This is a genomic window from Novosphingobium sp. JCM 18896 (assembly GCF_025938095.1).
In the GTDB taxonomy this organism is placed as follows: domain Bacteria; phylum Pseudomonadota; class Alphaproteobacteria; order Sphingomonadales; family Sphingomonadaceae; genus Novosphingobium.
In genome coordinates, this window is the sequence record NZ_JAPCZF010000002.1 from 136,538 (window position 1) to 161,519 (window position 24,982).

General features: G+C 67.1%; 20 protein-coding genes. 8 read left to right on the plus strand and 12 right to left on the minus strand.

The window, feature by feature from the left end; all coding sequences use genetic code 11:
* Window positions 1-804 (minus strand): SDR family NAD(P)-dependent oxidoreductase, encoded by an 804-nt coding sequence (locus tag OLX23_RS06490; protein WP_264443885.1) that lies wholly within the window; start codon window positions 802-804, stop codon window positions 1-3.
* A gap of 129 nt (window positions 805-933) precedes the next feature.
* On the opposite strand from OLX23_RS06490, the gene OLX23_RS06495 reads away from it, so the two are divergent.
* Entirely contained in the window at window positions 934-1,344 is a 411-nt protein-coding gene (locus tag OLX23_RS06495; protein ID WP_264443886.1) for a GbsR/MarR family transcriptional regulator, read from the plus strand.
* A gap of 164 nt (window positions 1,345-1,508) precedes the next feature.
* Here OLX23_RS06495 and OLX23_RS06500 read toward each other — a convergent pair whose 3' ends face one another.
* Entirely contained in the window at window positions 1,509-4,994 is a 3,486-nt protein-coding gene (locus tag OLX23_RS06500; protein ID WP_264443888.1) for an indolepyruvate ferredoxin oxidoreductase family protein, read from the minus strand.
* A 217-nt stretch (window positions 4,995-5,211) separates the two neighbouring features.
* Here OLX23_RS06500 and OLX23_RS06505 point away from each other — a divergent pair, with 217 nt between their 5' ends.
* Window positions 5,212-6,435, plus strand: a complete 1,224-nt coding sequence (locus tag OLX23_RS06505; RefSeq protein ID WP_264443889.1) for a CaiB/BaiF CoA transferase family protein — start codon at window positions 5,212-5,214, stop codon at window positions 6,433-6,435.
* 12 nt (window positions 6,436-6,447) lie between these two features.
* Window positions 6,448-7,212, plus strand: a complete 765-nt coding sequence (locus OLX23_RS06510) for an enoyl-CoA hydratase/isomerase family protein (RefSeq protein WP_264443890.1) — start codon at window positions 6,448-6,450, stop codon at window positions 7,210-7,212.
* Here OLX23_RS06510 and OLX23_RS06515 read toward each other — a convergent pair.
* The 6 genes from OLX23_RS06515 to OLX23_RS06540 form a co-directional block, all read right to left on the minus strand.
* Complete coding sequence (locus OLX23_RS06515) at window positions 7,209-8,234, minus strand: DUF2889 domain-containing protein (RefSeq protein WP_264443891.1); 1,026 nt, start codon at window positions 8,232-8,234, stop codon at window positions 7,209-7,211. The genes OLX23_RS06510 and OLX23_RS06515 overlap by 4 nt on opposite strands.
* A gap of 32 nt (window positions 8,235-8,266) precedes the next feature.
* Complete coding sequence (locus OLX23_RS06520; RefSeq protein ID WP_264443893.1) at window positions 8,267-9,301, minus strand: NADP-dependent oxidoreductase; 1,035 nt, start codon at window positions 9,299-9,301, stop codon at window positions 8,267-8,269.
* Window positions 9,302-9,450: 149 nt separating this feature from the next.
* Window positions 9,451-10,770 (minus strand): cytochrome P450, encoded by a 1,320-nt coding sequence (locus OLX23_RS06525; protein WP_264443895.1) that lies wholly within the window; start codon window positions 10,768-10,770, stop codon window positions 9,451-9,453.
* Window positions 10,771-10,772: 2 nt separating this feature from the next.
* Window positions 10,773-11,573, minus strand: a complete 801-nt coding sequence (locus OLX23_RS06530) for an SDR family NAD(P)-dependent oxidoreductase (RefSeq protein WP_264443897.1) — start codon at window positions 11,571-11,573, stop codon at window positions 10,773-10,775.
* A gap of 44 nt (window positions 11,574-11,617) precedes the next feature.
* Window positions 11,618-13,075, minus strand: a complete 1,458-nt coding sequence (locus OLX23_RS06535) for an aldehyde dehydrogenase family protein (RefSeq protein ID WP_264443898.1) — start codon at window positions 13,073-13,075, stop codon at window positions 11,618-11,620.
* Window positions 13,076-13,224: 149 nt separating this feature from the next.
* The gene (locus OLX23_RS06540) at window positions 13,225-14,613 is read right to left on the minus strand and encodes an aldehyde dehydrogenase family protein (RefSeq protein ID WP_264443899.1); all 1,389 of its coding nucleotides are present in this window, start codon (window positions 14,611-14,613) and stop codon (window positions 13,225-13,227) included.
* Window positions 14,614-14,801: 188 nt separating this feature from the next.
* Between OLX23_RS06540 and OLX23_RS06545 the strand changes: the two genes are divergently transcribed.
* Window positions 14,802-16,244: an NAD-dependent succinate-semialdehyde dehydrogenase gene (locus OLX23_RS06545; protein ID WP_264443901.1), complete on the plus strand. Its 1,443-nt coding sequence runs from the start codon at window positions 14,802-14,804 to the stop codon at window positions 16,242-16,244.
* A 268-nt stretch (window positions 16,245-16,512) separates the two neighbouring features.
* The gene (locus tag OLX23_RS06550) at window positions 16,513-16,995 is read left to right on the plus strand and encodes an Lrp/AsnC family transcriptional regulator (protein ID WP_264443903.1); all 483 of its coding nucleotides are present in this window, start codon (window positions 16,513-16,515) and stop codon (window positions 16,993-16,995) included.
* On the opposite strand, the gene OLX23_RS06555 is transcribed toward OLX23_RS06550, so the two are convergent.
* Entirely contained in the window at window positions 16,984-18,057 is a 1,074-nt protein-coding gene (locus tag OLX23_RS06555; RefSeq protein ID WP_264443904.1) for a hypothetical protein, read from the minus strand. The genes OLX23_RS06550 and OLX23_RS06555 overlap by 12 nt on opposite strands.
* Before the next feature lie 164 nt (window positions 18,058-18,221).
* On the opposite strand from OLX23_RS06555, the gene OLX23_RS06560 reads away from it, so the two are divergent.
* Both OLX23_RS06560 and OLX23_RS06565 read left to right on the plus strand, forming a co-directional pair.
* Complete coding sequence (locus OLX23_RS06560) at window positions 18,222-19,298, plus strand: AraC family transcriptional regulator (RefSeq protein ID WP_264443905.1); 1,077 nt, start codon at window positions 18,222-18,224, stop codon at window positions 19,296-19,298.
* Window positions 19,299-19,431: 133 nt separating this feature from the next.
* The gene (locus OLX23_RS06565) at window positions 19,432-20,631 is read left to right on the plus strand and encodes an amidohydrolase family protein (protein ID WP_264443907.1); all 1,200 of its coding nucleotides are present in this window, start codon (window positions 19,432-19,434) and stop codon (window positions 20,629-20,631) included.
* A gap of 183 nt (window positions 20,632-20,814) precedes the next feature.
* Here OLX23_RS06565 and trpS read toward each other — a convergent pair whose 3' ends face one another.
* The 3 genes from trpS to secB form a co-directional block, all read right to left on the minus strand.
* Complete coding sequence (trpS, locus tag OLX23_RS06570) at window positions 20,815-21,834, minus strand: tryptophan--tRNA ligase (protein WP_264443908.1); 1,020 nt, start codon at window positions 21,832-21,834, stop codon at window positions 20,815-20,817.
* A gap of 5 nt (window positions 21,835-21,839) precedes the next feature.
* Complete coding sequence (murJ, locus tag OLX23_RS06575) at window positions 21,840-23,447, minus strand: murein biosynthesis integral membrane protein MurJ (RefSeq protein WP_264443910.1); 1,608 nt, start codon at window positions 23,445-23,447, stop codon at window positions 21,840-21,842.
* Window positions 23,448-23,543: 96 nt separating this feature from the next.
* Window positions 23,544-24,044, minus strand: a complete 501-nt coding sequence (secB, locus tag OLX23_RS06580; protein WP_264443911.1) for a protein-export chaperone SecB — start codon at window positions 24,042-24,044, stop codon at window positions 23,544-23,546.
* Between the two features lie 254 nt (window positions 24,045-24,298).
* On the opposite strand from secB, the gene OLX23_RS06585 reads away from it, so the two are divergent.
* Window positions 24,299-24,979 (plus strand): Tim44/TimA family putative adaptor protein, encoded by a 681-nt coding sequence (locus OLX23_RS06585; RefSeq protein ID WP_264443913.1) that lies wholly within the window; start codon window positions 24,299-24,301, stop codon window positions 24,977-24,979.
* Window positions 24,980-24,982: the final 3 nt, after the last annotated feature.

The window sequence follows — 24,982 nt, forward strand, 5'->3', positions numbered from 1 at the left end:
TCAATGCTCCACTTCGTAGCTCGGCATCATCCGCTCGATATATTCGATCTTGGCGCGGCGATCGTCGGGCGAGTTCGGCGCCATGCCGGCGACGTCGTTCTCCTGGCCCCAGTTCCAGATCGGCCCATGCGGCAGCTGGCGCAGGCCGATCCGCGCGACGTCTTCGGGCTGGGCCATGTCGTCAGGGATGGCCTGACCGCTCTCCTCGAGGATCTTGCGATGCGCGGGGGTGTCGGTGCGGCCGAGCACCAAGGTCAGCACGTCGACCCCGACGTGACGCAGCTCGGCCCAGAGCCCTTCGGCGAAATTGAGCACGAAACCCTTCGAGGCGCAGTAGGTGGCGATACCGTGGAGTCCGCCGTAGCAGGCGCCCGAGCTCACCAGGATCATGCCGCCGCGCCCCCGCGCCTTCATGCCCTGGCCGAAATGGTGCGCGAGCCGCATCGTCGTGTTGACGTTCATCGTCACCAGCCCGTCCCAGGCGGCGATGTCGCCGTCGAGGAAGCGCGAACCGTTGGGATCGGCGCCGGCGTTGGTGATCAGCAGGCCGACCTCGCGCGTGCCCGCGGCATCGGCGATCCGCGCGGCCGCGTCGGGCGCCGAGAGATCGACCGAAGCGGTCACGCATTCGACGCCGAGACCGGCGATTTCGGCCGAAGCCGCGGCGAGCTTGTCGGCACTGCGCGCGACGAGGATCAGGTTGATCCCCTCACCCGCCAGCCGGCGCGCGAAGGCCAGACCGGTGCCGTCCGAAGCGCCGGTGATCAGCGCCCAAGGGCCATATTTCGCGGCGAATTCGCTCATGTCCGCACTCTCCCATTTGTCTTTGCGCGCCAGGATCGCATTGGCGCTTGATTCGTCCAATGAGCGTGATAAATTCATGAAATTCAGAATATGTCAAAAACATTCCCTTCCGACGCCGACCGACGGTTCATGGACGAAGTCGCATCGCTGATGGCCCCCTGGGGCTGGTCGCGGCACATCGCGCGGATCTTCGCCTATCTGTTGCTGCGCGAGACCCCGGCGACGCTCGACGAGATTTCGGAGCACCTGGGCATCAGCAAGTCGATCGTCAGCGTGGCGACGCGCGAGCTCGAACAATACGGCAACGCTCGCCGGCAGAGCCAGCCGGGGACCAAGCAGATCCTCTATTCGGCGCCCAACAAGCGTTATGGCCCCTTCCCCGACCAGGCAGCGATGATGGGCACGATCGCGGCGCTGATGGTGCGCCAGCCGACCGAGAGCGCGGTGGTGAAGGGCCGCCTGACCAAGGTCGCGGCGTTTCTCACGGCGATGCGCGAGGCGATCGACGAGGTCTACGAAAGGCCCGAGTTTCGGGATTGAGGGACTGCTCGGACGCCCCCCCTTTCTACCGTCACCCCCGCGAAAGCGGGGGCCCATCTCCGGGGCTCTCATACTGCACCGCGGTTCGATCTGAGAACTCGGGTGATGGGCCCCCGCTTTCGCGGGGGTGACGATAGGGTTTTGTGAGGAGCCTGCGAGAGCGCCTAAACCGTAACCGGCTCCGACGCCTCTGCGCTCGCCGTCTGGGCCAGCTTCGGCAACAACTCCGCCACCCGCGCGCGGAAGGCTTCGGCGCCCTGTTCCTTGACCACGCCATAGCCGGCAACGAGGTCCGCCGCCGCGGCGATTTCGACCGCGGTGTGGAGGTTGGCCGGAGTGATCTTCGCGACCACGTCGCGGATCAGCGCGCGGTATTCGCCGATCAGTTCGCGCTCGAGCTTGCGGTCGGCCTGCCAGCCCAGCGGATCGAAGGCCGTGCCGCGCAGGCCCTTGAGCTTGGCGAGCATGCGGAAGGCCGGCAGCACCAGCCCGGCGGGCAGCGCCACCTTCTTCGGACGGCCGGTTTTGGCATCCTTCCGCCCCCAGGCCAGCAGCGGCGAGCCGAGATTGATCTTGAGCTTGGGATCACCCGCGAACTGGTCGCGCAGGCCCGCCATGAAGGCCGGATCGCTGTAGAGCCGGGCGACCTCGTACTCGTCCTTGTAGGCCATCAGCTTGCCGAGACCTTTGGCCACTTCGACCAGGAACGGCTGCGCCTCGGCGCCAAGGCCCTGCGCTTGCAGGCTGGTGATCACGTCATCAACGAAACCGCGATACCGATCGGCATAGGCCGCGTCCTGATAGGCGGTCAGCAGCTTGACGCGGCTCTCGATCACCTCGGGCAGCGAACGCGGCAGCGCCGGCCCCTCGACCGAGGCATCGGCGAGATCGAACAGATCGGCGGCGCTGTGCGCGGCCAGGCGGCCCAGCGCGAGTGCGTTGAGATTGGCCTTGGCGGCGACGCCGTTGAGCCGCACCGCTTCCTCAATCGAGGCCAGCGAGACCGGCAGCAGGCCCTTCTGCGCAGCGAAACCGACCATCATCAGGTTGGTGAAGATCGAATCGCCGAGCAGCCGCGTCGCCAGCGCGCCCGCGCGCAGGGTGGCGACGTTGGCGGGCTCGACGCGCTTGCCGATCGCGCCGATGAAGCGGCTGGCAGTCAGGTCGAGGTTGCGGTTGGTCTGGAACTCGCCGGTGGGCGTCACGTCCTCGTTGGCGAGAACCTGGGTATCGGGCCGCGCCAGCGTCAGCACGTCGGGGCCCGAACCGACGATCAGGTCGCAGGCGATGATGACGTCGGCCTGGCCCGTGCCGAGCCGCGCCGAGGGGATCGCTGCGGTGTCCTGCCCGATGCGCAGGTGGCTGGTCACGGCGCCGCCCTTTTGCGCCATGCCTGTCTGATCGAGCACCTTCGCGGCCTTGCCCTCGAGATGCGCGGCCATGGCCAGGATCGCGCCGACGGTAAGCACGCCGGTACCGCCGATGCCCGTGACGAGCATGGCCATCGGTTGCGTGGAGACGTCGCGCACCGGCGGCACAGGCAGGGTCGTGACCAGCCGCGCCAGCGCCGCATCGTCGAAGCTACGCTTGACCAGCGTGCCGCCTTCGACCGTGACGAAGCTCGGGCAAAAGCCCTTGATGCAGGAGAAGTCCTTGTTGCAGGTCGACTGGTCGATCGCGCGCTTGCGGCCGAATTCGGTCTCGATCGGCGTGACCGACAGGCAGTTCGACTGGACCGAGCAATCGCCGCAGCCCTCGCAGACTGCCTTGTTGATGAACAGCCGCTTGTCGGGATCGGGGTACTTGCCCTTCTTGCGCCGGCGCCGCTTCTCGTTGGCGCAGGTCTGCTCGTAGACGATCGCCGAGGTGCCGCGCACCTCGCGCAGTTCGCGCTGGACCGCATCGAGCTCGTCGCGGTGCAGAATCCGCGTGCCCGGCGGCAGGTCGCGGGGATCGAAGCGCTCGGGCGCCTCGCTGACGAGGACCACCGGCTTGACGCCCTCGGCTACCAGTTCGGTGATGATCTGTTCGGGCGTCAGCGCGCCTTCGGCGGGCTGACCGCCGGTCATCGCCACGGCATCGTTGTAGAGGATCTTGAAGGTGACGCTGCTTTTCGCGGCCACCGCGGCGCGGATCGTCAGCAGGCCCGAATGGGTATAGGTGCCGTCACCCAGGTTCTGGAACATGTGCGGCGTCTCGACGAAGCTCTGCGCGCCGACCCAGGGCATGCCTTCCTGCCCCATCGACACGGTCTGCATCGTCTTGCGCTCGGGCATGAAGTGCGCGAGCCCGTGGCAGCCGGTCGCCCCCATCGCCGCAGAGCCCTCGGGCACCAGGGTCGAAGTGTTGTGCGGGCAGCCCGAGCAGAAATAGGCGGCACGGATCGAAGTGGGCTTGAGGTCCTTCGCGCTGCCTTCGAGATCGCGCAAGCTCGCATCGCGCGCGGCGACTTCGTCGGTCAGCAAGCCCAGCGCGGCAAGCCGCTTGACCAGCGCCTTGCGCACGGTGCCCGGATCGAGCACGCCGATTTCGGAGATCAGCGGGGTGCCGTCAGGCTCGGTCTTGCCCGACAAGGCCGGGGCATCGCCACGACCGTAGAAGATCCGCGCGAGCTGTTCCTCGACGAAGGACCGCTTCTCCTCGACCACGAGCACTTCGGTCGAACCGCCGCAGGCCTCACGCGCGAACTGTGCGTCGAGCGGCCAGACGAGGCCGAGCTTGACCACGCGCAGCCCGATCGCGCGACGCTTGCCCTCGTCGAGGCCGAGGTCGGCGAGCGCCTGGCAGACGTCGAGCCAGGCCTTGCCCGCGGTGACCACTGTCAGCCGGCGATCGGGCGCGTCGTGGCTGATCCGGTCGAGCGCGTTGAGCTGCGCGAACAGCGGCACGATCGGCAGGCGATGCTCGATCATCGCCTGCTCCTGCGCGAGCGCCGAGGCGTTCTGCTTGAGGTTCGGCGAGACACGGCCCGTGAGATCGGGCATGTGGATCGGGAACGAATGGCCGGGCAGGGTGACCGTCGTCGTCAGGTCGAGCGTGTCGGTGACGGCCTTCATGCCGACATAGAGCCCCGAGGCGCGCGACAGCGCCCAGCCGAGTTGGCCCATCGACAGGATCTCGTCGGTGGTCGCGGGATAGAGCATCGGCGCCATCGCCGTGACCAGCACATGTTCGGACTGGTGCGCGGTCAGCGACGATTTCGCCGCGTGATCGTCGCCGCACAGCAGCAGGGCGCCGCCATTGCGGTGCGTGCCCTCGAAGTTCGCCGCCTTGATCGCCTCGCCCGCGCGTTCGACGCCGACGCCCTTGGCGTACCACAGCGAGAAGACACCATCGACGCGCGGCTTGCCGTACCAGCCGAGCTGCTGGGTGCCGCGCACCGAGGTCGCGGCGAGTTCCTCGTTGAGCCCCGGCTCGAAGCGGATGTCGTGCGCGGTCAGCAGCTTTTCCGAGGCCCACAGCTGCGCGTCGAGCGTGGTGATCGGCGAGCCGCGATAGCCGGTGACGTAGCCCGCGGTGCTCAGCCCGGCGGCGCGGTCGCGCTTCGACTGGTCGAGCATCAGGCGCACGACGCCCTGCAAGGCGGACAGCATCACCTGCCCGTCTTCCTGCGTGTACTTGTCTTCTAGCGTGACGACCGTCTTGGTCACGAAATTCCCGTTCTATGCCTACCCGATCCGCTTTCCAGATGGGGTTCGGCCTTGCAAGCGGCAAGCCGGGCTTGCGCCGCGGCGGTCAAGCGGCCTTGCTGGCAGGCGGGCGACGCACAAACCAAGCAAACGATAGCTTGCATTTGCGCACACCCCCGCAATGATGCGCGAAAGGCGGCGATTCCTGAGCGTCGCGAAGATCGGGAAGAGGACGAATATGACCAAAGTCATGGAAGGCGTGCGCGTGCTCGAAGTCGCGCAGTTCACCTTCGTGCCGGCCGCGGGCGCGGTCATGGCCGACTGGGGCGCCGACGTGATCAAGATCGAGCATCCCGTGCGCGGCGACGCGCAGCGCGGTTTGGTTCGCGTCGGCGCGCATCCGATCACGCCGACGCGCAACACGGTGATGGAGCACCCCAACCGCGGCAAGCGTTCGGTCGGCATCGACGTCGCCACGCCCGAGGGCCGCGCGCTGATCTACCGCATCGCCGAAACCGCCGACGTGTTCCTGACCAATTTCCTGCCCGAGACGCGGCAGAAGCTGCAGATCGACGTCGAGCACATCCGCGCGGTCAATCCGCAGATCATCTATGCGCGCGGTTCGGCACATGGCGACAAGGGCCCCGAACGCGAACAGGGCGGCTACGACGGCACGGCCTTCTGGGCGCGCGGCGGCATCGGCTATGCGCTGACGCCCGAGGAACTGCCCGGCGTGATGTCGCAGGGCATCCCGGCCTTCGGCGATACGATCGGCGGCATGAACATCGCTGGCGGCATTGCCGCCGCGCTGTTCCACCGCGAGAAGACCGGCAAGCCGAGCGAGGTCGACGTCTCGCTGATGAGCTCGGCCGCCTGGGCCTATGCCTCGAGCCTGGCGATGAACATGGAATACGGCTTCCAGTTGCGCTCACCCTATCCACGCTCGGGCGCGACGCCGGGCAATCCGTTCATGGGCAATTTCCAGACCTCGGACGGCGGCACGATCAACCTCTGCCACCTGCAGCCCGGCCCCTATATCCGCGACACCTTCACCCACCTCGGCCTGCCCGAGCTGGCCGACGACCCGCGCTTCGCCGAAATCCACGCGCTGATGGAGAACTGGGAAGCTGGCGGCGCGCTGATCGCCACAGCCATCGCCGCCAAGCCCTTCGCCTACTGGCGCGAGCATCTGCGCACCCTCAAGGGCCAGTGGGCCCCGGCGCAGAGCGCGGCCGACCTGACCCGGGATGCCCAGGCCCTGGCCAACGACATGATCTTCGAAGTCGAAGGCGACGGCGGCAAACCGATCCGCCTCGTGCGCAGCCCGGTCCAGTTCGACCACGAACCGCTGGTGACCACGCGCGCCCCGCAGGCCTCCGAGCATACCGAGACCTTTCTCATGGAATTCGGGCTCGAATGGGACGAGATCGAAGCGCTCAAGGCCAAGGGCGCGATCGCGTAAGGGAGCCGGACGATGAAGCTCAGCGACTATCAGGACAAATATACCGGCATCCGCTTCGCCCGCGAAAACGGCGTGCTCGAGATGACGATCCACACGCGCGGCGGGCCGGCCAAGTGGGGCTCGGCACCCGACAGCCTCCACGCCGAACTCGGTGAGGCCTTCCTCGACCTGGCCCGCGATCCCGAGAACCGGGTGATCCTGCTCACGGGCACGGGCGATGCCTTCATCGACGATTTCGACCGCACCCAGGGCTATCCCGAGGACAGCCTCGGCGGCATGTGGTCGCGGATCTACGACGAGGGCGTGAGCCTGCTGAACAACCTGCTGGCGATCCCGGTGCCGATGATCGCCGCGGTCAATGGGCCGGCGCTGATCCATGCCGAACTCGCCGTGCTCTGCGACATCGTCCTCGCCTCGGACACCGCCGAATTCGCCGATCTCGCGCATCTGGCCGGCACCGGCTCGATCCCCGGCGACGGCGTCCACGTCGTCTGGCCGATGCTGCTCGGCCCCAATCGCGGGCGCTATTTCCTGCTGACCGGCGAGCGCATTGCCGCGGCCGAGGCGCGCCAGATCGGCGTCGTCGCCGAGGTTCTGAGCCCCGATGCGCTGCTACCGCGCGCCCGCGAACTGGCCGCCTGGCTCGCCGCCAAGCCGCTACCGGCGCTGCGCCACACGCGCACCCTGCTGGTCAGGGAACTGCGCCGCCGCATGTTCGACGAACTGCACAGCGGCCTCGCGCACGAGGCGCTGGCGACGCTGGTCCCGCCGGTCTAGGCCTCGGCGCGCGCCAGATCCTCGGCGAGCTTGGGCACTTCGGCGAGCGCGCGCAGCGCGTCGTTGAGATGGGTGCAGCCCTCGGGTCCACGCAGCTGGTTGAGCACGGTATCGCGCACCTCGGCGATCCGCGAGCCGACCAGCCGCCGCGCGTTGTGAATCGCACCCGGGCATTCGGAGAACGGCAGGATGCGTGCCTCGGGCTCGAGCGTCAGGATCTCGAGCGTCACGGGATCGGCGATGACCACGAGGTTGTATTCGTGGATCGCCACGCGGGTGCCGTCCTTGCGCTTGGCGCTGTCCTGGAAAGCGGCATCAATGCGGATCAAACCCGAGCTGTCGCGCGTCACGTCGATGCGGCGCGCGCGGCGGAATCCGGGGCCATCGACGTCGTGGAGCGGATGCCAGCCTTCGGGATCGAGCGGATTGCGCACGTCGCCGGCATCGGCATCGGCGACGTTGCGCTGCGGCCCGTCGCGATCGAGGCCGCTGTGCCCTTCCTGGAGCCCCCAGCAGACGTTGACCCGCGCGGCCATCATCTGATCCATCTGCTCGTTGCCCATGCGCTCGCGCAGGCGTTCCTGCCAATCGTCGTGCCATTGCGACCAGGCGAAGGCCGAGACCAGCGCCGTACCCGAAATGTCGTCGAGCGGGAGATAGAGCGGCGCGCCCGTCTCGATCAGCTCGGGCATCGTCTCCTTGATGAACAGCCGCAGGTGGTTGCCACCACGCACGCCGACCAGACGATCGAGCCGCGCATCGCGCGGTTCTCCGACGATCGAGGTGATCGTCTTGTCCTGCGCCAGGGTCGCACGGTAGCCGGCCTCTTCGAGCACACGTCCCTTTCCGCCACCGGCCGGCGTGAAGAAATCGCGCGCACGGCCGACGAACAGCCTGTCACCATCCTCGCCCTCGGGCCAGGTGACGTCGATGCTCGAGGTGCGGCGGACCGAACTCGAAACGCGAGCGGGCGCGGGGTTTGCCGTGGAGCGCGGCGGCGGCGGAAGAACTTTACTAGCCATGCTTAGTAAAGTGTTCCCGTTCGGCCTGCTTTTCAAGCGAGATCGGCGACCCGCACCAACAGCTTGCCGACCGCGTCATTGCCCGAAAACACGCTGGCAAAGGCATCGGGTGCCGATTCCAGGCCCTCGACCACCGTCTCGGGATAAGTGATCTTGCCGTCCGATATCCACCCGGCGATCTCTTCGAGCACCGAAGGCGGGGCAAAGACGCCGGCAAAGCCTCGAATCTCGAGCCCGGTGTTCATGATCGTGCGGTACAGCGCTGGCATGTGATCGGGACCCGGCCCTTCGAAACCCATGCCGTAGTAGGCAATGTAGCCGCACATCGCCATGCGCGCACCGCGGTTGAGCTGGCGGAACACTTCCAGGGTAACGTCGCCGCCGGTGTTGTCGAAATAGCAGTCGATGCCGTTCGGCGCGGCGGCCTTGAGCTGCGCGGCGAAATCGGGCGACTTGTAGTCGGCCGCGCCATCGAAGCCGAGGTCGAGCAGCGCCTGGCACTTGGCCGGCCCGCCCGCGATGCCGACGGCGCGCGCGCCCTTGATCCGGGCGATCTGGCCGGCGATCGAGCCGACCGCACCCGCCGCGGCCGAGATCGCCACGGTATCGCCGGGCTTGATCCGCAAGGTCTCGACGCCGCCGTGCGCGGTCTGGCCGGGCATGCCGAGCACGCCGAGTGCAGTCGAGACTGGTGCCAGGCTCCGATCGAGCTTGCGCGGTGGGCCGCGGTAATCCGACTGGTCGGGCGCGACGACGGCATATTCGCGCCAGCCGGTACGCCCTTCGACCACGTCGCCGGGCTCGTAGTCGGGATGGTTGGAGGCGACGACTTCGGACACGGTCGCGCCGACCATCACGTCGCCGAGTTCGAGATGCGTCGCGCCCGACAGACGCACTTCGTCGATCGCGAAGCGGAACAGCGGATCGACCGCAAGCCACAAGGTGCGCAGCAGGATCTCGCGATCGCCGGCGGTGGGGAGCGGCACTTCCTCGAGGCGGAAGTCGGACGGCTTGGGATTGCCCTTGGCATAGGAGGCCAGGACGATCTGCTTCATCGTGTCGGTCATAACGCCCTCACTCCCTAACCCAAGAACCGTCGCCCCTGCGCAGGCAGGGGCCCAACCAAGCTTTTGTCCCGACACGAAGGCGCGTGATGCACCGTCAGCTAGGCCCCTGCCTTCGCAGGGGTGACGAACCTCGTTGAACCCCTCTGCCTCTACTTCAACCGCACCGTCATCGCCGACATGCCGCGGTGATCGAGCCCGCGGTAGACGGGCTTGGGCAAGTCGGGATCGAGCCGCATCTTGGGGAAGCGGTCCATCAGGCCGGAAATCGCGACGATCATCTCCTGCCGCGCGACGTCCATGCCGAGGCAGCGGTGTGGGCCGAAGCCGAAGCCCATCTGGTGGCTCTTGTCGCGGAAGATGTCGTAGTCTTCGGGGTTCTTGAAGATCGTCGGATCGTGGTTCGCGGCGCCGAGGCACATGTGCACGCGGCTGCCCGCGGGAATCAGCACGCCCTCGACCTCGGTGTCTTCGGTGCAGAGCCGCGGGAAGACCGGATCGGTCGCGCGCCAGCGCAGACCTTCCTCGACCGCCTGGTCGAGCAGGCCGCGTTCCTTGACCGCGGCGTCCCAGAAATGGGTGTGGTTCATCAGCGCGTCGATCGTGATGCCGAGCTGGCGCCAGGTGGTGCCGCCACCCGCGAAGATCGCCAGCTTGCAGTAACCGAAGATCTCGTCCTCGGTGAGCAGGCGCTTGTCGCCGGTGTCCTCGTCGACGATCTCGGCCTTGATCAGGCCCGAGATCAGGTTGTCGCCCGGCTCGCGCTGGTTCTCGGCGATCAGGTCGCGCAGGGTCTTGTCGACCCAGGCGCGCGAGGCCGCCGATTCCTCGGCCGGCAGGCGCGCCGCGCCGAAGGTCGCGCGGTCGAGCTGGTAGCGGAACTCGATGACGTTCTCGCCCTCGAGCCCGATCGCGCGCGTCACTGTCGCCATCGGCAGCAATGCGCAGAGCTCGGAATTGAGGTCGACCGCGTCCTGGTCCTGGATCCGGTCGAGCAGCGCGTCGACGGTCTCCTGAATCCAGCGCTTGTTCCACCAGTCGAGCACCTTGGGGCGCTTGAACAGCGGCTGCGCGGCCGAACGCAGGCGCTTGTGCGGCTTGCCGACCATCGACAGGATCGTCTTGCCGATCGTCCGCACGCCGGCGCTCTCGTTGTAGCCTTCCGATGAGAACACGAGGTTCTCGCGGAAACCGACCTCGCAGGCGCGATAGGAGAAGAAGGTGTAGGACTCACGCTCGGGCCCGTGCATGCCCGGCATCTCGGGCACGCCGAGAAGTTCGCGCAGACTGCCTTTATGCACGGCCGCGCTGTCACGCAGCGCGTTCATGTCGTCGGTATAGTCCTTCGACATGTCGACGCCGGTGTTGGCCGATTGCTTCTTCATGTTGAATAGCTCGTCGTAGCGCGGGTTGTCCGAGACGAGCGAAGCCAGCGCGTTCGACTGGCCGTGCGATACGGGGCAGGTCGCCATGGTCAGCCTCCAACCTTCTTGCCGGCGGTCAGGCCGCCGTCGACGGGCAGGTTCACGCCGGTGATGTTGCCCGCGAGGTCCGAGGCGAGGAACATCGCCGCGCCCGCGGTGTCGGCCGTATCGATCGCCTTGCCGAGCGGATGGGCGCGGCCCATGCCTTCGAGGATCTTGTCCTTCTGCTCGTGCTCGGGGTTCATGCCGCCGTAGTTGGTCAGCATCCCGGCGGGGCAGACCGAGTTCACGCGGATGCCCTTTTCGGCGACTTCGATCGCCAAGGTGCGAGTCATGGCGACGACCGCCCCCTTGGTCGAGCCGTAGAGTACGCCGCCGTAGCCCGTGAGGCCCGCGACCGAGGCGGTGTTGACGATGACGCCCGGACCACCTTGCTTGTCGAACTGGCGGATCGCGGCCTGGCAACCGAAGATCACGCCGTTGATGTTCACTTCCTCGACCTTGCGCATCTCGGCGTGGTCGAGATCGACCAGCTTCTTCATGCCGACGCCGGGAACCGGCAGCACGGTAATGCCGGCGTTGTTGTAGATGATGTCGAGCCGGCCGAAGGTCTCGACCGCCAGCGCCACGGCGGCGTTGACCGAGTCGGGATCGGCGACGTTGCACTCGACCGCCTTGATCTGGCCCTGCGGCGCGCCGGCCAGTTTCACCGATTCCTCGGCGTTGGGCAGGTTGATGTCGGCGGCGATGACCTTGGCGCCGTGCTCGGCCCAGAGCTTGATCGCGGCGCGGCCCACGCCCGAGCCGGCGCCGGTAATGACCGCGACCTTGCCTTCGAGAAGTCCTTGCATCGTTGTATCCCTCGTCCCGTTTTTATGTGGTTGGCCGGCGGCGATCAGCCGCCGAGATTGAACGTCGTGACCATCTGGAACTCGCGCAGGCCTTCGATGCCGCGCTCGCGGCCGAGGCCACTCATCTTGATGCCGCCGCCCGAAGCGTAGCTGGACATGACCGCACCGTTGACGTTGACCGCGCCCGAGCGGAGCTTGAGGCCCGTCTGGTAGGCCGCGACCTTGTCCTGGCCCGTGACCCAGGCCGACAGGCCGAACTGACTGTCGTTGGCCATCTGAACCGCGTGATCGAGATCCTTGTAGCCGATCACCGTGACCACCGGGCCAAAGATCTCCTCCTGCGCGGCGGGGTTCGAATTGTCGGGCACGTCGAGCACGGTCGGCTCGAAGTAGAAGCCCTTGTCGAAGCCTTCGGGGCGCTTGCCACCCGCGACCACACGACCACCCGCCGCCACCGCGGCGGCGGTGAAGTGTTCGGCGCGCGCGCGCTGGGCGGCGCTGATGACCGGGCCGAGCACGGTGTCGGGGTCCTTGGCATGACCGATCTTCACGTTGGCGACGGCGGCGGCCATCTGCTCGAGCACTTCGGCCTTGTTCTCTTGCGGCACGAAGACGCGCGTGCCGAGGACGCAGCCCTGGCCGGCGTGCGAGGTGCAGACCTGGAAGGCGTGGCCGGCAGCGCGGCCGACCGAATCGGGCAGGAAGATCGCCGCCGACTTGCCGCCGAGCTCGAGCACCAGCCGCTTGAGCGTCGGCGCACCCTGCTCGGCGACCTTGGCGCCGACCGTGCACGAGCCGGTGAACGAGACCATGTCGACCGCCTTGTCGGTCGAGATCATCTGCCCGCCTTCGAGGCCCTGCTCGATGATCACGTTCATCACGCCCGCGGGGATGCCGGCTTCCTCGGCCGCCTCGGCGAAGATCAGCGAAGACAGCGGGGTCAGCGGGTTCGGGCGCAGGATCACCGAATTGCCCGCCATCAGCGCCGGCACGACCTTCCAAAAGGCGGTGTAGAACGGCACGTTGTAGGCCGAGATCGCCGAGACAACGCCGAGCGGACGATAGAGCTTGAGGCTCTGCACCGCGAAATAGGGGTTCACCAGCTCGTGCAGCGGCAGCGGGTTGTTCTCGTGCTCGGGCAGCTTGAGGAACATGTCGACAATCTCGTCGGTCATGCGCAGCGGCGCGTGGACCTGCGCGCCCATGACGTTCGACGAGGTCGGGCAGCCGGCCTCCTCGATCGCGAGCTGACGCAGCGCGTCGGCGCGCTTGCGCAGCGCCTCGGCATAGCGGCGCATGGTCTCGCCGCGCTGTTTCATCGTCAGCCCGCTCCAGCGGCCGTCGTCGAACGCCGTGCGCGCGGCCTGGATGGCGCGCGAAACCTGGGCGGTGCTGACGCCGGTGACTTCGGCGACGACCGACTCGTCGGAGGGGTTCTCGACGACGAAGCCCTGGCCTTCACCCGAAACGAAAGCGCCATCGATATAGCCGGCGTAGGTCACTCATTCTCTCCCAAATATTCGCTATAGCGAACTTCTGTTCGGTTTTTCTAACCTAGCTGAGCATCTGCGACCCGTCAATCTGACTCGCGGCGGAGCGCAGGCATCGTCGGGGCGGAAAGAGCCGGGGAAACGGCTGATGGACGGCGGTTCTAGGCCCAGATCTCCTCGTCGCTCGGCACGGGCTTGTTGGCGATGACCTTGCCGATCCGCGAGACGTTCATCAGGTGCTTGTAGTCGAGGTTCTCGGAGATCGAGTTGCCGCCCCAAGAGCCGCAGCCGAGCGTGGTCGTCGGCGCGAAGCCGTTGGTCAGCGAACCACCTGCGGTCAGCGAGCTCGGCTGGTTGACCACGAGCCGGCTGATCGGCAGCTCGAGCCCGGCGTGGCGGATGTTCGCCTCGTCGTGCGAATGCAGCGCCGCCGAATGGCCGGCGCCTTCGACCAGCAGGTTGGCCTTGGCCTTCTGCACCGCCTCCTCGAAGCTTTCGTAGGGCAGGATCGCGACGACGGGGCACAGCTTCTCGCGCGCCAGGATGTCGTCCTCGCCCGCGCCCTTGGCCGGCAGCAGGATCAGCCGCGCGGTGTCGGGCACGGCAATGCCGGCCATCCGCCCGACCTCGCTGGCAGGGATGCCGACGACATCCTTGTTGAGCTGGCCGCCGGGGAACACGACCTCGCGCAGCGCCTGGACCTGCGCCGGATCGTCGGTGAACCAGACCTTCCCTGTCGCGGTGAACTCCGCGACCGTCTCGGCGAAGCGCTCCTGGGGCGCGAGCACGAATTGCTCGTGGCTGCAGATGATGCCGTTATCGAACGAGGCGCCCGTGACGATCTTGCCGACCGCCTCGGCCAGGTCGACGCCGCGGTCGATGATCACCGGCACATTGCCCGCGCCGACGCCGAACGAGGGCTTGCCCGACGAATAGGCCGACTTGACCATGGCCCCGCCGCCCGTGGCGACGACGACGTCGACCGATTCCATCAGCGACTGGGTCTTGCTGATCGAGCCGTTGCGGACGACCTGGATCAGATCCTCAGGCCCGCCGTGCTGGCGAACGATCGCCATGAAGGCCTCGGTCAGATGCTCGGCACAGGCCTGGGCCTTGGGATGCGGCGCGAAGATCACGGCATTGCCCGTCTTGAGCGCGAACATGCCGTTGCACATCGGCGTGACGATGGGATTGGTGATCGGCGTGACGGCGCCGACCACCCCCATCGGCTTGGCGACGAAGACCATCTGGGTCTCCTCGTCCTCGCCGATGATCCCGCGGCTCTTCTTGCCCTTGAGGCTGTTCCAGATCGCGCGGGCCTTGCCCTTCTTCTTGAGGACCTTGTCCTCGAAATTGCCGATGCCGGTCTCGTCCACCGCCATGCGCGCGAGCGTCTCGGCATTGTCGTAGACGTACTTGCCGATGTCGCGGACGATCGCGTCGACCTGGTCCTGATCGAAGCTCTCGAAATCCGCCTGCGCGATCCGCGCCCGCGACACGAGCGCCACGATTTCGGGGTCGACCGAAAATGCGCTGTCCGTCGTGCTCATAGTCTGCTCCTCTCCGCAAACTGTCGTGCCGCTCTTGCGACATCTTGCCTGATCAATAAGCCAGTGCGGGCGATCGTCAAACGCGGATGCCACCTTGGGCTGTTGCCATCGGCGCAGAGCCATGCCTAAGGCGGCCAAGTACGGAATCGACGGGCCTTCGCCGGCCTCGCCCCTGGGGGATCAAGCGCATGAACTACACCGATTTCCTGAAGCAGCAGTGCTACATCGACGGCAAGTGGTGCGACGCGGACTCGGGCGGGACGATCGACGTCTCCGATCCGGGCACGGGCAAGGTCCTGGGCACGATTCCCAAGATGGGCACCGCCGAGACTCGCCGCGCGATCGAAGCGGCCGAAGCCGCGCTGCCGGCCTGGCGCGCCCGGACCGCGGGCGACCGCGCCAAGCTGATGCGCAAGCTGTTCGACCTGATGATGGAGCACCAGGATGCGCTCGGCGAACTGCTGAGCCGCGAACAGGGCAAGCCCTTCACCGAAGCCAAGGGCGAAGTCGCCTATGGTGCGGGCTTCATCGAGTGGTTCGCCGAAGAGGGCAAGCGCGCCTATGGCGACGTGATCCCGAGCCACGCCGCCGACAAGCGCATCGTCGTGCTCAAGCAGGGCCTCGGCGTCGTCGGCGCAATCACGCCGTGGAACTTCCCCAATGCCATGGTTACGCGCAAGCTCGGCCCGGCGCTGGCCGCGGGCTGCACGATCGTGATCAAGCCGGCCACGGCGACGCCCTATTCGGCGCTCGCCATCGCCGCGCTCTGCGAGATGGCCGGGCTTCCCGCGGGCGTGGTCAACGTCGTCACCGGCAGCGCCGGCCAGATCGGCGGCGAGCTGACGCGCAACCCGACCGTGCACAAGATCACCTTCACCGGCTCGACCGAGATCGGCCGCCAGCTGCTGCGCGAGAGCGCCGAGACGATCAAGAAGTGCTCGATGGAACTCGGCGGCAATGCGCCGTTCCTGGTCTTCGACGATGCCGACGTCGACGCCGCGATCGAAGGCGCGATGATCTCCAAGTTCCGCAACAATGGCCAGACCTGCGTCTGCACCAACCGCTTCTACGTTCAGGACGGCGTCTATGACGAGTTCGTCCAGAAGCTGGCCGCGCGCGTCTCGGCGATGAAGGTCGGCTACGGCATGGAAGCCGGCACCGACGCCGGCCCGCTGATCGACGAAGCCGCGGTCGCCAAGGTCGAGGAGCACCTCAAGGACGCGCTCGACGGCGGCGCGACCTTGCTCGCCGGCGGCAAGCGCAGCCCGCTGGGCGGCACCTTCTTCGAACCCACGGTGATCGCCGGGGTGAAGCCCGACATGAAGCTCGCCCACGAGGAAACCTTCGGTCCGCTCGCCGGCGTGATCCGCTTCAAGACCGAGGACGAGGCGATCAAGCTGGCCAACGACAGCGAGTTCGGCCTGGCCTCCTACTTCTATTCACGCGACCTCAGCCGCGTCTGGCGCGTGGCCGAAGCGCTCGAGGCGGGCATGGTCGGCATCAACACCGGCCTGGTCTCGACCGAGGTGGCGCCGTTCGGCGGCGTCAAGCAGTCGGGCCTGGGTCGCGAAGGTTCGAAGTACGGGCTCGAGGACTTCATGGAGACGAAGTACCTCTGCATGGGTATCTGAGCCGGTTTCCGGCGCGTCCGCCGCGGCGCGCCGGTCCGACTTCGCCGCGGCAAACTGCCAGGGTGCGCGATAGTGGATCGCGACCGCGGCCTCGGACGTAGCCAGAAGGCTGCGCCAGATCCGGCCGAAAGTGCCGGGCTTAGAATCACGATTGGTCACGCTGCGAACTCCGTTGGTCGTTTCGACCGACGATGTAGTTTCGCGCGCCGAGCGATTGGCGCCTAATTTGGTCCTTCAAACGACCAAATTTTGCGTTTAATCTTCGCGAATGCGAAAAACAGTCGAACTCGATGACTTCGATCGCCGGCTGATCGAACTCGTCCGGCAGAACAACCTCGAACCGGCGCGGACCTTGGCGGAGAAGGTCGGCCTGTCGATTTCCGCGGTGTTGCGCCGGCTCCGGCGGCTGCGCGCCGACAAGGTGATCGTTGCCGACATCGCCGTGGTCGATCCGGCGCTGACGGGCGCGGCGCTGACCATGCACGTTCTCGTGCAGATGAAGATACCCGGCCGTCAGCCGATGGACGCCTTCGCGCGCCGGATTGCCCGCCGGCCCGAAGTCACCGCCGCCTGGGAAGTCACCGGCGAGGACGACTTCGTGCTCAAGGTCGAAGTCGGCTCGATGGCCGAGTACGACGCCTTCATTCGCGAGGAACTCGACGAGGACGACGGCGTCCTCGGCTTCAAGACCTTCATCGCGATCCGCCCGATCATAGCCGACGGACCTTCGCGCCGACCGCTACTCGCCTAACGCCTTCGCCGCCGCGCACCATTCGCCGAAGCGGTGCAGGCGTTCCCAGAACAGCCTGCGCGTGCCGGCGAAGTTGTGCATGTGGCCCATGCGCGGGCAGACGAAGAGATCGAAGCTCGCGGCCGAGCGGAAGGCGCGTGCCTCGCCGAGCGGATCGACCACGAGGTCGCGCTCGCCCATCGCGCTGAGCACGGGCACGGCCACCGCCGCAGCCTCGGGCGCGACCGCGCCGGGGGTCAGGGTGAAGCGCGTGGCGTCGTTGGGCGGCGTATAGGAATTCCACGGCGCCGGATCGCGCTCGCGCCCCGGCGGCGCGGCGCCGGCGATGGCCTGGGCGATGCTGTCGTAGTGCGCGAGGTCCTGCTCTACCACTTCGGACGGCACGTCGTCGTAGTGGAAGCCCCAGGCGAGCGCCGCCCAGGCCGCGTCGGACGAGGAGCCCGCGGCACCCGCAACGGCCGCGGCGTTGATGATCCCGCCGGGCTGATCGGGCGCGATCTCGCGCGAGAACCAAGGCGTGACGATCGGCGCGTGTCCGGGCGGCGTCGCCGGATGACTATGCACCGCGCTGAAGCCCAGGACGGCGATCCCGTCGTAACAGCCGTGCCGCGCCTGCTGGACGATGGTCAGGCTGCCCCCGGTCGACTGGCCGATGCCGAGGCGCACCGGCTGGAGCACCGGCGGATAGCCGGGCGCGAGAATGCCGTTGGCGAGCCGCAACAGCACCTCCTGTTCGGCCGCGAGCGCCGCGCGCGTCACCGCGGTGAAGCCCAAGGCCCGCGAATCGTGCATCGAGCTGTCGCCCGAGCCGAGATTGTCGAGCGCGACGAATATCCAGCCGCGGTCGACGTGGAAATCGGCCTGGGCGCCCTCCCCCGGTCCCGGCAGGGCATGGGTGAAGTAGAGCCGCGAATAACCGCCACCGGGCTTGGCGAAGCAGACCACCGGCCGCGCCGGCAGGTCAGCGGGATCGGGCAGCACCACCGTCACCGCGACATGTACGGGCGCGTCGAGATCGACCGCGTCGGTCACGTCGATGCGCAGGTCGATCGTCCGGTTCATCGTCTCCCTTCCTTTCGAGCGGCTTTGGCCCCTCATGGCCCACGGCGTCAAAGCCGAATTGACGTTCACCCTATCGAACGCTTGGTTGACCTCCCCCGGCAAAGGCATATCCTGCCGCGCGATGGACGCGGCCGGCAAGGCATGCGCCAAGGGAGTTCGGAGAAATGCAGCGCGCCGAAGACAAGTCCCTGTCGGGCCTGTTGTCCGGGCTCGACCTGCGCGGACAGACCTGGTGCTACAGCGATGTCGCGCAGGATGCGGGCTTCTCGGTGCCACCGGGCGACGCCGTGCTGTTCCACGCCGTGCTCCACGGATCGGCGCGAATCGCCTGCGCAGGCGGCGCGATGATCGAACTCGGCGTCGGCGATGCGGTCATCGTCCTCTCGGGCGAGGCCCACGCGCTGCGTACCAGCCCCACGGCCACGGCCAGCACCCACGCCTTCCTGCGCGACGAGACCGAGGTCGACGTTCCGCCGAGCCTGTCGATCGGCCAGGGCCGCGTGACCGCGCGCGTGCTCAGCGGCAAGCTGCGTGCGACCTGGCCCGGCGAGGTCAATCGCGCGACCCTGCCCTCGCTGCTCGCATTGAGCCGGAACGACGCCGGGCCGCTCGCCGCGCTGCTGCGCCCCGAGGCCTTGCCGCTCGCGGGCATCGGGCCGGGATCGGCGGCGCTGCTCACGCGGCTTGCGGCGATGATGCTGGTGGCCGGCCTGCGCGCCGATCCGCGCTGCCGCCAGCTCTTCTCCCCCACCCGCCAGGACCCGATCGCCGACGCGCTGCGGCTGATCGAAGCCAATCCCGCAGCGAACTGGACGGTCGAGCGGCTGGCGCGCTCGGTCGGCATGGGCCGCTCGAACTTCGCCGCACACTTCACCCAGGCGGTCGGGCGCGCACCGATGGAAGTTGTCGCCGAGCAGCGCATGGAGCATGCCGCCGACCTGCTACGCCAGGGCAAGCTCAAGATCGCCGAGATCAGCGAGATGGCCGGCTATGGCTCCGAGGCCGCGTTCAGCCGCCGCTTCACCCGCCATTTCGGTCTCTCGCCGAGCCAGATGCGCGAACGCGAACGCCGTGTCGCCGACAAGCCCGCCCCCGCACCGCCCGCCTTCCAGCCCCTGCTCGCCGGCCGGCTCGGCCAAGGTACGGCCGCGCTTGCCCGCCAGCACCGGCCCACGCCATCGCGCCTGTCGGAAGCACGGCCGCAAGGCGGCGGCGTGCTACTCAGCTTCAAGCGCGATTGATCCTAGGCACGGGATGTGGGGCACGGGCACGCTCCGCGCCTTGGACGATCGGTCATGGCGCATGGACAGGCGGCCATTGCCGCAAGACGGGCGCCGCGCGATGTCGGTAGCAACGAAATCCGGGAGAAGACCGATGACCACCGAAACCCTAGACCGCCCGCAAGCCAAGTCGTCGATCAAGATCATCGACGCCGACACCCACCTGACCGAACCGCACGACATGTGGATCAAGCGCGCGCCGGCCTCGATCCGCGACCGCGTCCCGCAGGTAAAGATGCTCAACGGCGTGCGCTGCTGGGTGATCGACGGCGACAAGTCGATCGGCACCGGCGCGCACCCTAACTCGGCCGTACTCAAGGAAGGCGGCAAGGTCCGCGATCTCGACCAGTTCCTCTCGCTGCAGTTCGAGCAGGTCCACGCCGGCTCGTCGAACGTCAAGGAACGCCTCAAGGTGATGGACGAGGCCGGGATCTACGCGCAGATCGTCTATCCCAACATCCTCGGCTTCGGCGGCCAGATGGCGGCCAAGGTCGATCCCGCTCTGCGCCTCGCCACGGTCCAGATCTACAACGACGCCATGGCCGAGATCCAGGAAGAGAGCGGCCAGCGCCTGTTCCCGATGGCGCTGCTGCCCTGGTGGGACATGAAGGAAGCGGTCAAGGAGACCGAGCGCTGCATCGCCATGGGCATGAAGGGCATCAACATCAACTCGGACCCGCACACCAGCAAGGACGAGAACGGCGACTACATCCCCGATCTGGGCCACGAGCACTGGTACCCGCTGTGGGAGGTCTGCAACGACAAGAACCTGCCGATCAACTTCCACATCGGCGCCTCGGAAACCTCGATCGACTGGATGGGGCAGCAGGGCTGGCCGTCGCTGCCGCGCGACCTGCGTTCGGGCATTTCGGGCGCGATGCTGTTCTTCAACAACGGCAAGACCGTCTCGAACCTGATCTATTCGGGCGTGCTCGACCGCTACAAGGATCTTAAGTTCGTCTCGGTCGAGAGCGGTATCGGCTGGGTGCCCTTCCTGATGGAAGCGCTCGACTACCAGCTCGACGAGATCGCCGAGACCAAAGGCTTCGAGAAGCGCCCGTCGGAATACTTCAAGAGCAACTTCTACGCCTGCTTTTGGTTCGAGAAGAAGGACGTGTCGGACATGCTGCACAAGGTCGGCATCGACAACTGCCTGTTCGAGACGGACTTCCCGCACCCCACCAGCCTCTATCCGATCGACAATCTCGAACAGCGCCTGGCCAGCCTGACCCAGGAAGACCGCGCCAAGGTGCTCAGCACCAACGCCGCGCGGCTCTACAACATCGCGATCTGAGGGCTGCGGGCGGGTATACCAAACGGCACACCCGCCCACGGCGATCTCACAACATCGCATCACCCCCGCGAAAGCGGGGGGCCATTACCTGCTGGTGCCGTTCAGATCGACGGCTCGGGAGATGGATCCCCGCTTTCGCGGGGATGACGGTGGTTTTCTATGTCGGCCGAAGTTCGAAACGAACTACCCGCGAACCAGGCCCAGCGCCTCGTAGGCGGCGTTCAGGGTCGGCGTGGCCAGCGTCCGCGCCTTTTCCGCGCCCTTCTTGAGGATCGCATCGAGCGCGGCGCGATCCTGGCGCAGTTCGACGAAGCGATCGTTGATCGGCGCCAGCTTGGTCACCAGCAGTTCGCCGAGCGCAGGCTTGAACGCGCCGAAGCCCTTGCCCGCAAAGTCGGCGAGCACGGCGTCGACGCTGGTCTGCGCCATCACCGCATAGATGCCGACGAGGTTCTTCGCCTCGGCGCGGCCCTCGAGTCCCGCGGCCTCGCTCGGCAGTGGCTCGGGATCGGTCTTGGCCTTCTTGACCTTCTGCATGATCGTGTCGGCGTCGTCGGTCAGGTTGATGCGGCTCATGTCCGAGGGGTCGGACTTGCTCATCTTGGCGCTGCCGTCGCGCAGCGACATGATCCGCGCCGCCTCGGGCGGGATGATCGGATCAGGCAGCGTGAAGACCGGCTTGTCTTCACTCGCGAAGTCGTTGTTGAACTTCTGGGCGATGTCGCGCGCCAGCTCGAGATGCTGCTTCTGATCCTCGCCGACGGGAACGTGCGTCGCCTGGTAGAGCAGCACATCGGCGGCCTGGAGCACCGGATAGGTGTAGAGCGCGATCGAGGCGCCCTCGCGGTTCTTGCCCGACTTGTCCTTGAACTGCGTCATGCGGTTCAACCAGCCCATCCGCGCGGTTCCGGTCAGCAGCCATTGCAGTTCGGCATGGGCGGGGACTTGCGCCTGGTTGAACAGGGTCGAGCGGTCGGGATCGATCCCGCAGGCGACCAGCGCCGCGACCATCTCGCGCGTGTTGGCCGAAAGCGTCGCCGGCTCGTGCGGCATCGAGATCGCGTGGAGATCGGCGAGGAAGAACAGGCAGTCGCCGCCGGTCGAGGTAAGCTCGTCCTGCATGCGCACCCAGTTCCGGATCGCGCCCAGGTAATTTCCGAGGTGGAGATTGCCCGTCGGCTGGATGCCGGAAACGATACGCATAGCTTTTACTGAACCTCCAGAATTTCGTCGTCCTCGGCCGTGCGCTTGGGACGCCGGCGCCTTAGCTGGCCGAGCACCCGCTTGTCGACTGCTCCCGTCGCGAAGGCGACCAGGCCGAAGATCACCAGGCCGAGCCCGACCAGCACCGACAGCGACCAGACGCGTTCGATCACGCCGCCGTGGTAGCGCGTGGCCATCAAGGGCATGACCCAGATCAGTGCGCCGGCCATCGCCGCTGTCGCCACGAGCTGACGCGCGATCTTGCCCGCGAGCGGCAGGGTGAAATGGAACCAGCCGCGCTTGTGCAGGATCGCATAGAGCAGCAGGCAGTTGAGGCTGGCCGAGCAGGCCGTCGCCGCGGCGAGGCCGACGATGCCGTAGGATCGCACGACGAAGACGTTGAGCACGACGTTGAACACCAGCGCCACCAGCGCGGTCCAGACCGGGGTGCGCGTATCCTCGCGCGCGAAGAAGCCGGGGTTCAGGATCTTGACGATGACATAGGCCGGCAGCCCCGCGACGAGCGCGATGACGATCTGGGCCATGATCGCACCGTCACCGGCGGTGAACTTGCCGCCGACGAAGAAGGCCGCGGTGAAGGCCGGCGCGCAGACCGCCAGCGCCGCGGCCGCGGGCAGGGTCAGCAGGGTCGCCATCTCGAAGGCCTGGGTCTGCAACCGCTGCGCCTCGGCCGCCTCGCCCGAATGGATGTGCCGCGACAGCATCGGCAGGATCGCCGTGCCCAGCGCGATGCCGACGATGCCGAGCGGCATCTGGTTGAGCCGGTCGGCCAGCTTGAGCAGGGTCAGCGAGCCTTGCGGCAGCTGCGTCGCGAAGAACGTGTCGACGAACTGGCTGATCTGGTAGATGCCGGCGCCGAAGGTCGCCGGCAGGATCAGCGCGCCGAGCCGCTTCACCTCGGGCGTGAGCTTGGGCCAGGTGACCTTGAGCTTCACCCCGGCCTTGCGCGTCGCCCAGGCGAGGTATGCGAGCTGCGCCACGCCGGCGAGGCTGACCGACACGGCCAGGGCATAGGCGACGATCGTATCGTCGCCCCCCGGCCCGCGCAGCCAGGCGCCGGTGAGGATGCCCGTGATCAAGGTGATGTTGAGTAGCACCGGCGCGAAGGCCCCCGGCCCGAAGCGCGAGCGCGCGTTGAGCAGGCCCGAGAGCATCGCGACGAGGCTGACCAGCCCGAGATAGGGGAAGGTCACGCGGCTGAGCGCGACCGAGAGCTCGAACTTGCCGGGAATGTCCTGGTATTCGCGCGCCAGCACCCAGACGATCCCGGGCATGACGATCATCGCCAAGGCCGAGAAGGCGAGCAGCACCCAGACGAAGACCGCGAGCACGTCGCCGGCGAACTTTTCGGCCGCCTCTTCGCCGCCATCGCCGTGGAGCGCGCGCGAATACATCGGCACGAAGGCCACCGAGAAGGCGCCCTCGGCGAAGAGCCGGCGGAAGGTGTTGGGCAGGGTGAAAGCGAGCTGGAAGGCATCGGCGGCAAGCCCGGCACCGAGCGCGCGCGCGAGCAACATGTCGCGCGCGAAACCGAACACGCGACTGATCGCGGTCAGCCCGCCGATCGTGCCGACGTTCTTGAGCAGGCTCATGCGGCGGACCTTGCGGGACTGTGCTTCGACAGGCTCAGCACGAGCGGCGCTGGCTTAAAACCCACGCCCGCTCATCCTGAGCTTGTCGAAGGATACTCAAGCGTTGCCGACCGGCTGACCTTCGGCCTGGCCCTGGAGCTGCTGAACGTAGAGGCCATTGAAATCGATCGGCTCGAGCATCAGCGGCGGGAAGCCGGCATCGCGGACGGCGTCGGCCAGGACGCGGCGCGCGAAGGGGAAGATGATCCGCGGCGCTTCGGCATAGGTGAAGGCGTGGGCCTGACCTTCGTCGATGTTGCGCATGCCAATCAGCGCGCAATAGGACAGATCGACGATATAGGCGGTGCCGGCCTCGGCCTTGGCCGTGACCACGATCTTCATCTCGATCTCGTGGACTTCCTCGTTGATCGGGCGCGCGCCGATGTTGAACTGGATGTCGACCTGCGGCGCATCCTGCCACGAGAAGCTGTCAGGCGCGTTGGGGTTCTCGACCGAGAGGTCCTTGACGTACTGCGAGATCAGGCCGGCGGCGGGGGCCGTGTCCTCACCGTTGCCGCCGAGATCGAGATTCGAGATGATGTTGCCGTCGTCGGCCATGGTTTTCGTCTTTCTTCACGCTTGCGGTGTAATTCTTGGCGCGCGCCTAGCATTGCCCATGGCGGGCGGCAATGGCGCTGACCCGACGGGAAAGGCAGGGAATCGCGCGAGAGTGGCCTTTATGACATCCGATCGACGAAAAATTCACCCGGATCGGCCGCTCGTGCGTTGTTCATTTGTCAACCCGTCCTATCTGGGTCTACTATGATGGTTGGCCCGCCGCGTGCGTGGCAACAGAATTGGAAAGCAAAGGCGTGACTGTCGAAATCGTCATTCTGGCCATGATCGCAGCCTTTCTCGGGCTGCGTCTCTACTCGGTGCTTGGGCGCCGTGCCGAACACGAGGAAGAGGTCGTTCCCGGCCGGTTCGACAACAAGACCGGCACCGGTGCGCCCGCCGCGCCCGCGCCGCGCCAGCCGGTCGAGCGCCAGCAGCAGACGCAGAACCCCGTCGCCCGCCCGCGCGAGATGCCCACGGTCACCGCTTCGGTCGAGCGCGGCCTGCGCGCCATCGCCGCGGCCGACCGCCATTTCGACGCCTTCGCCTTCCTCGAGGGTTCGCGCAGCGCCTATCGCATGATTCTCGAAGCCTTCTGGCGCGGCGACAAGGAAGAGTTGCAGCAGCTCTGCGATCGTGACGTCTACGCCAGCTTCGCAGGTGCCATCGACGCGCGCATCGCCGCCGGCGAATCGCTCGACAACCGCCTGATCCGCATCGAGGAATCGGCGATCTCCGCGGCGGAGCTCGACGGCCAGACCGCGCGTATCACCGTGCGCTTCCGCGCCGACATCGCTGCCGTGACGCGCGATGCCGAGGGCCATGTCGTCGCCGGTTCGCTCGACGATGCGATCGAGGCGATCGACATCTGGACCTTCAGCCGCAACGTCGCCTCGTCCGATCCGGACTGGCTGCTCGACGAGACCGACGAAGGCTGAGTT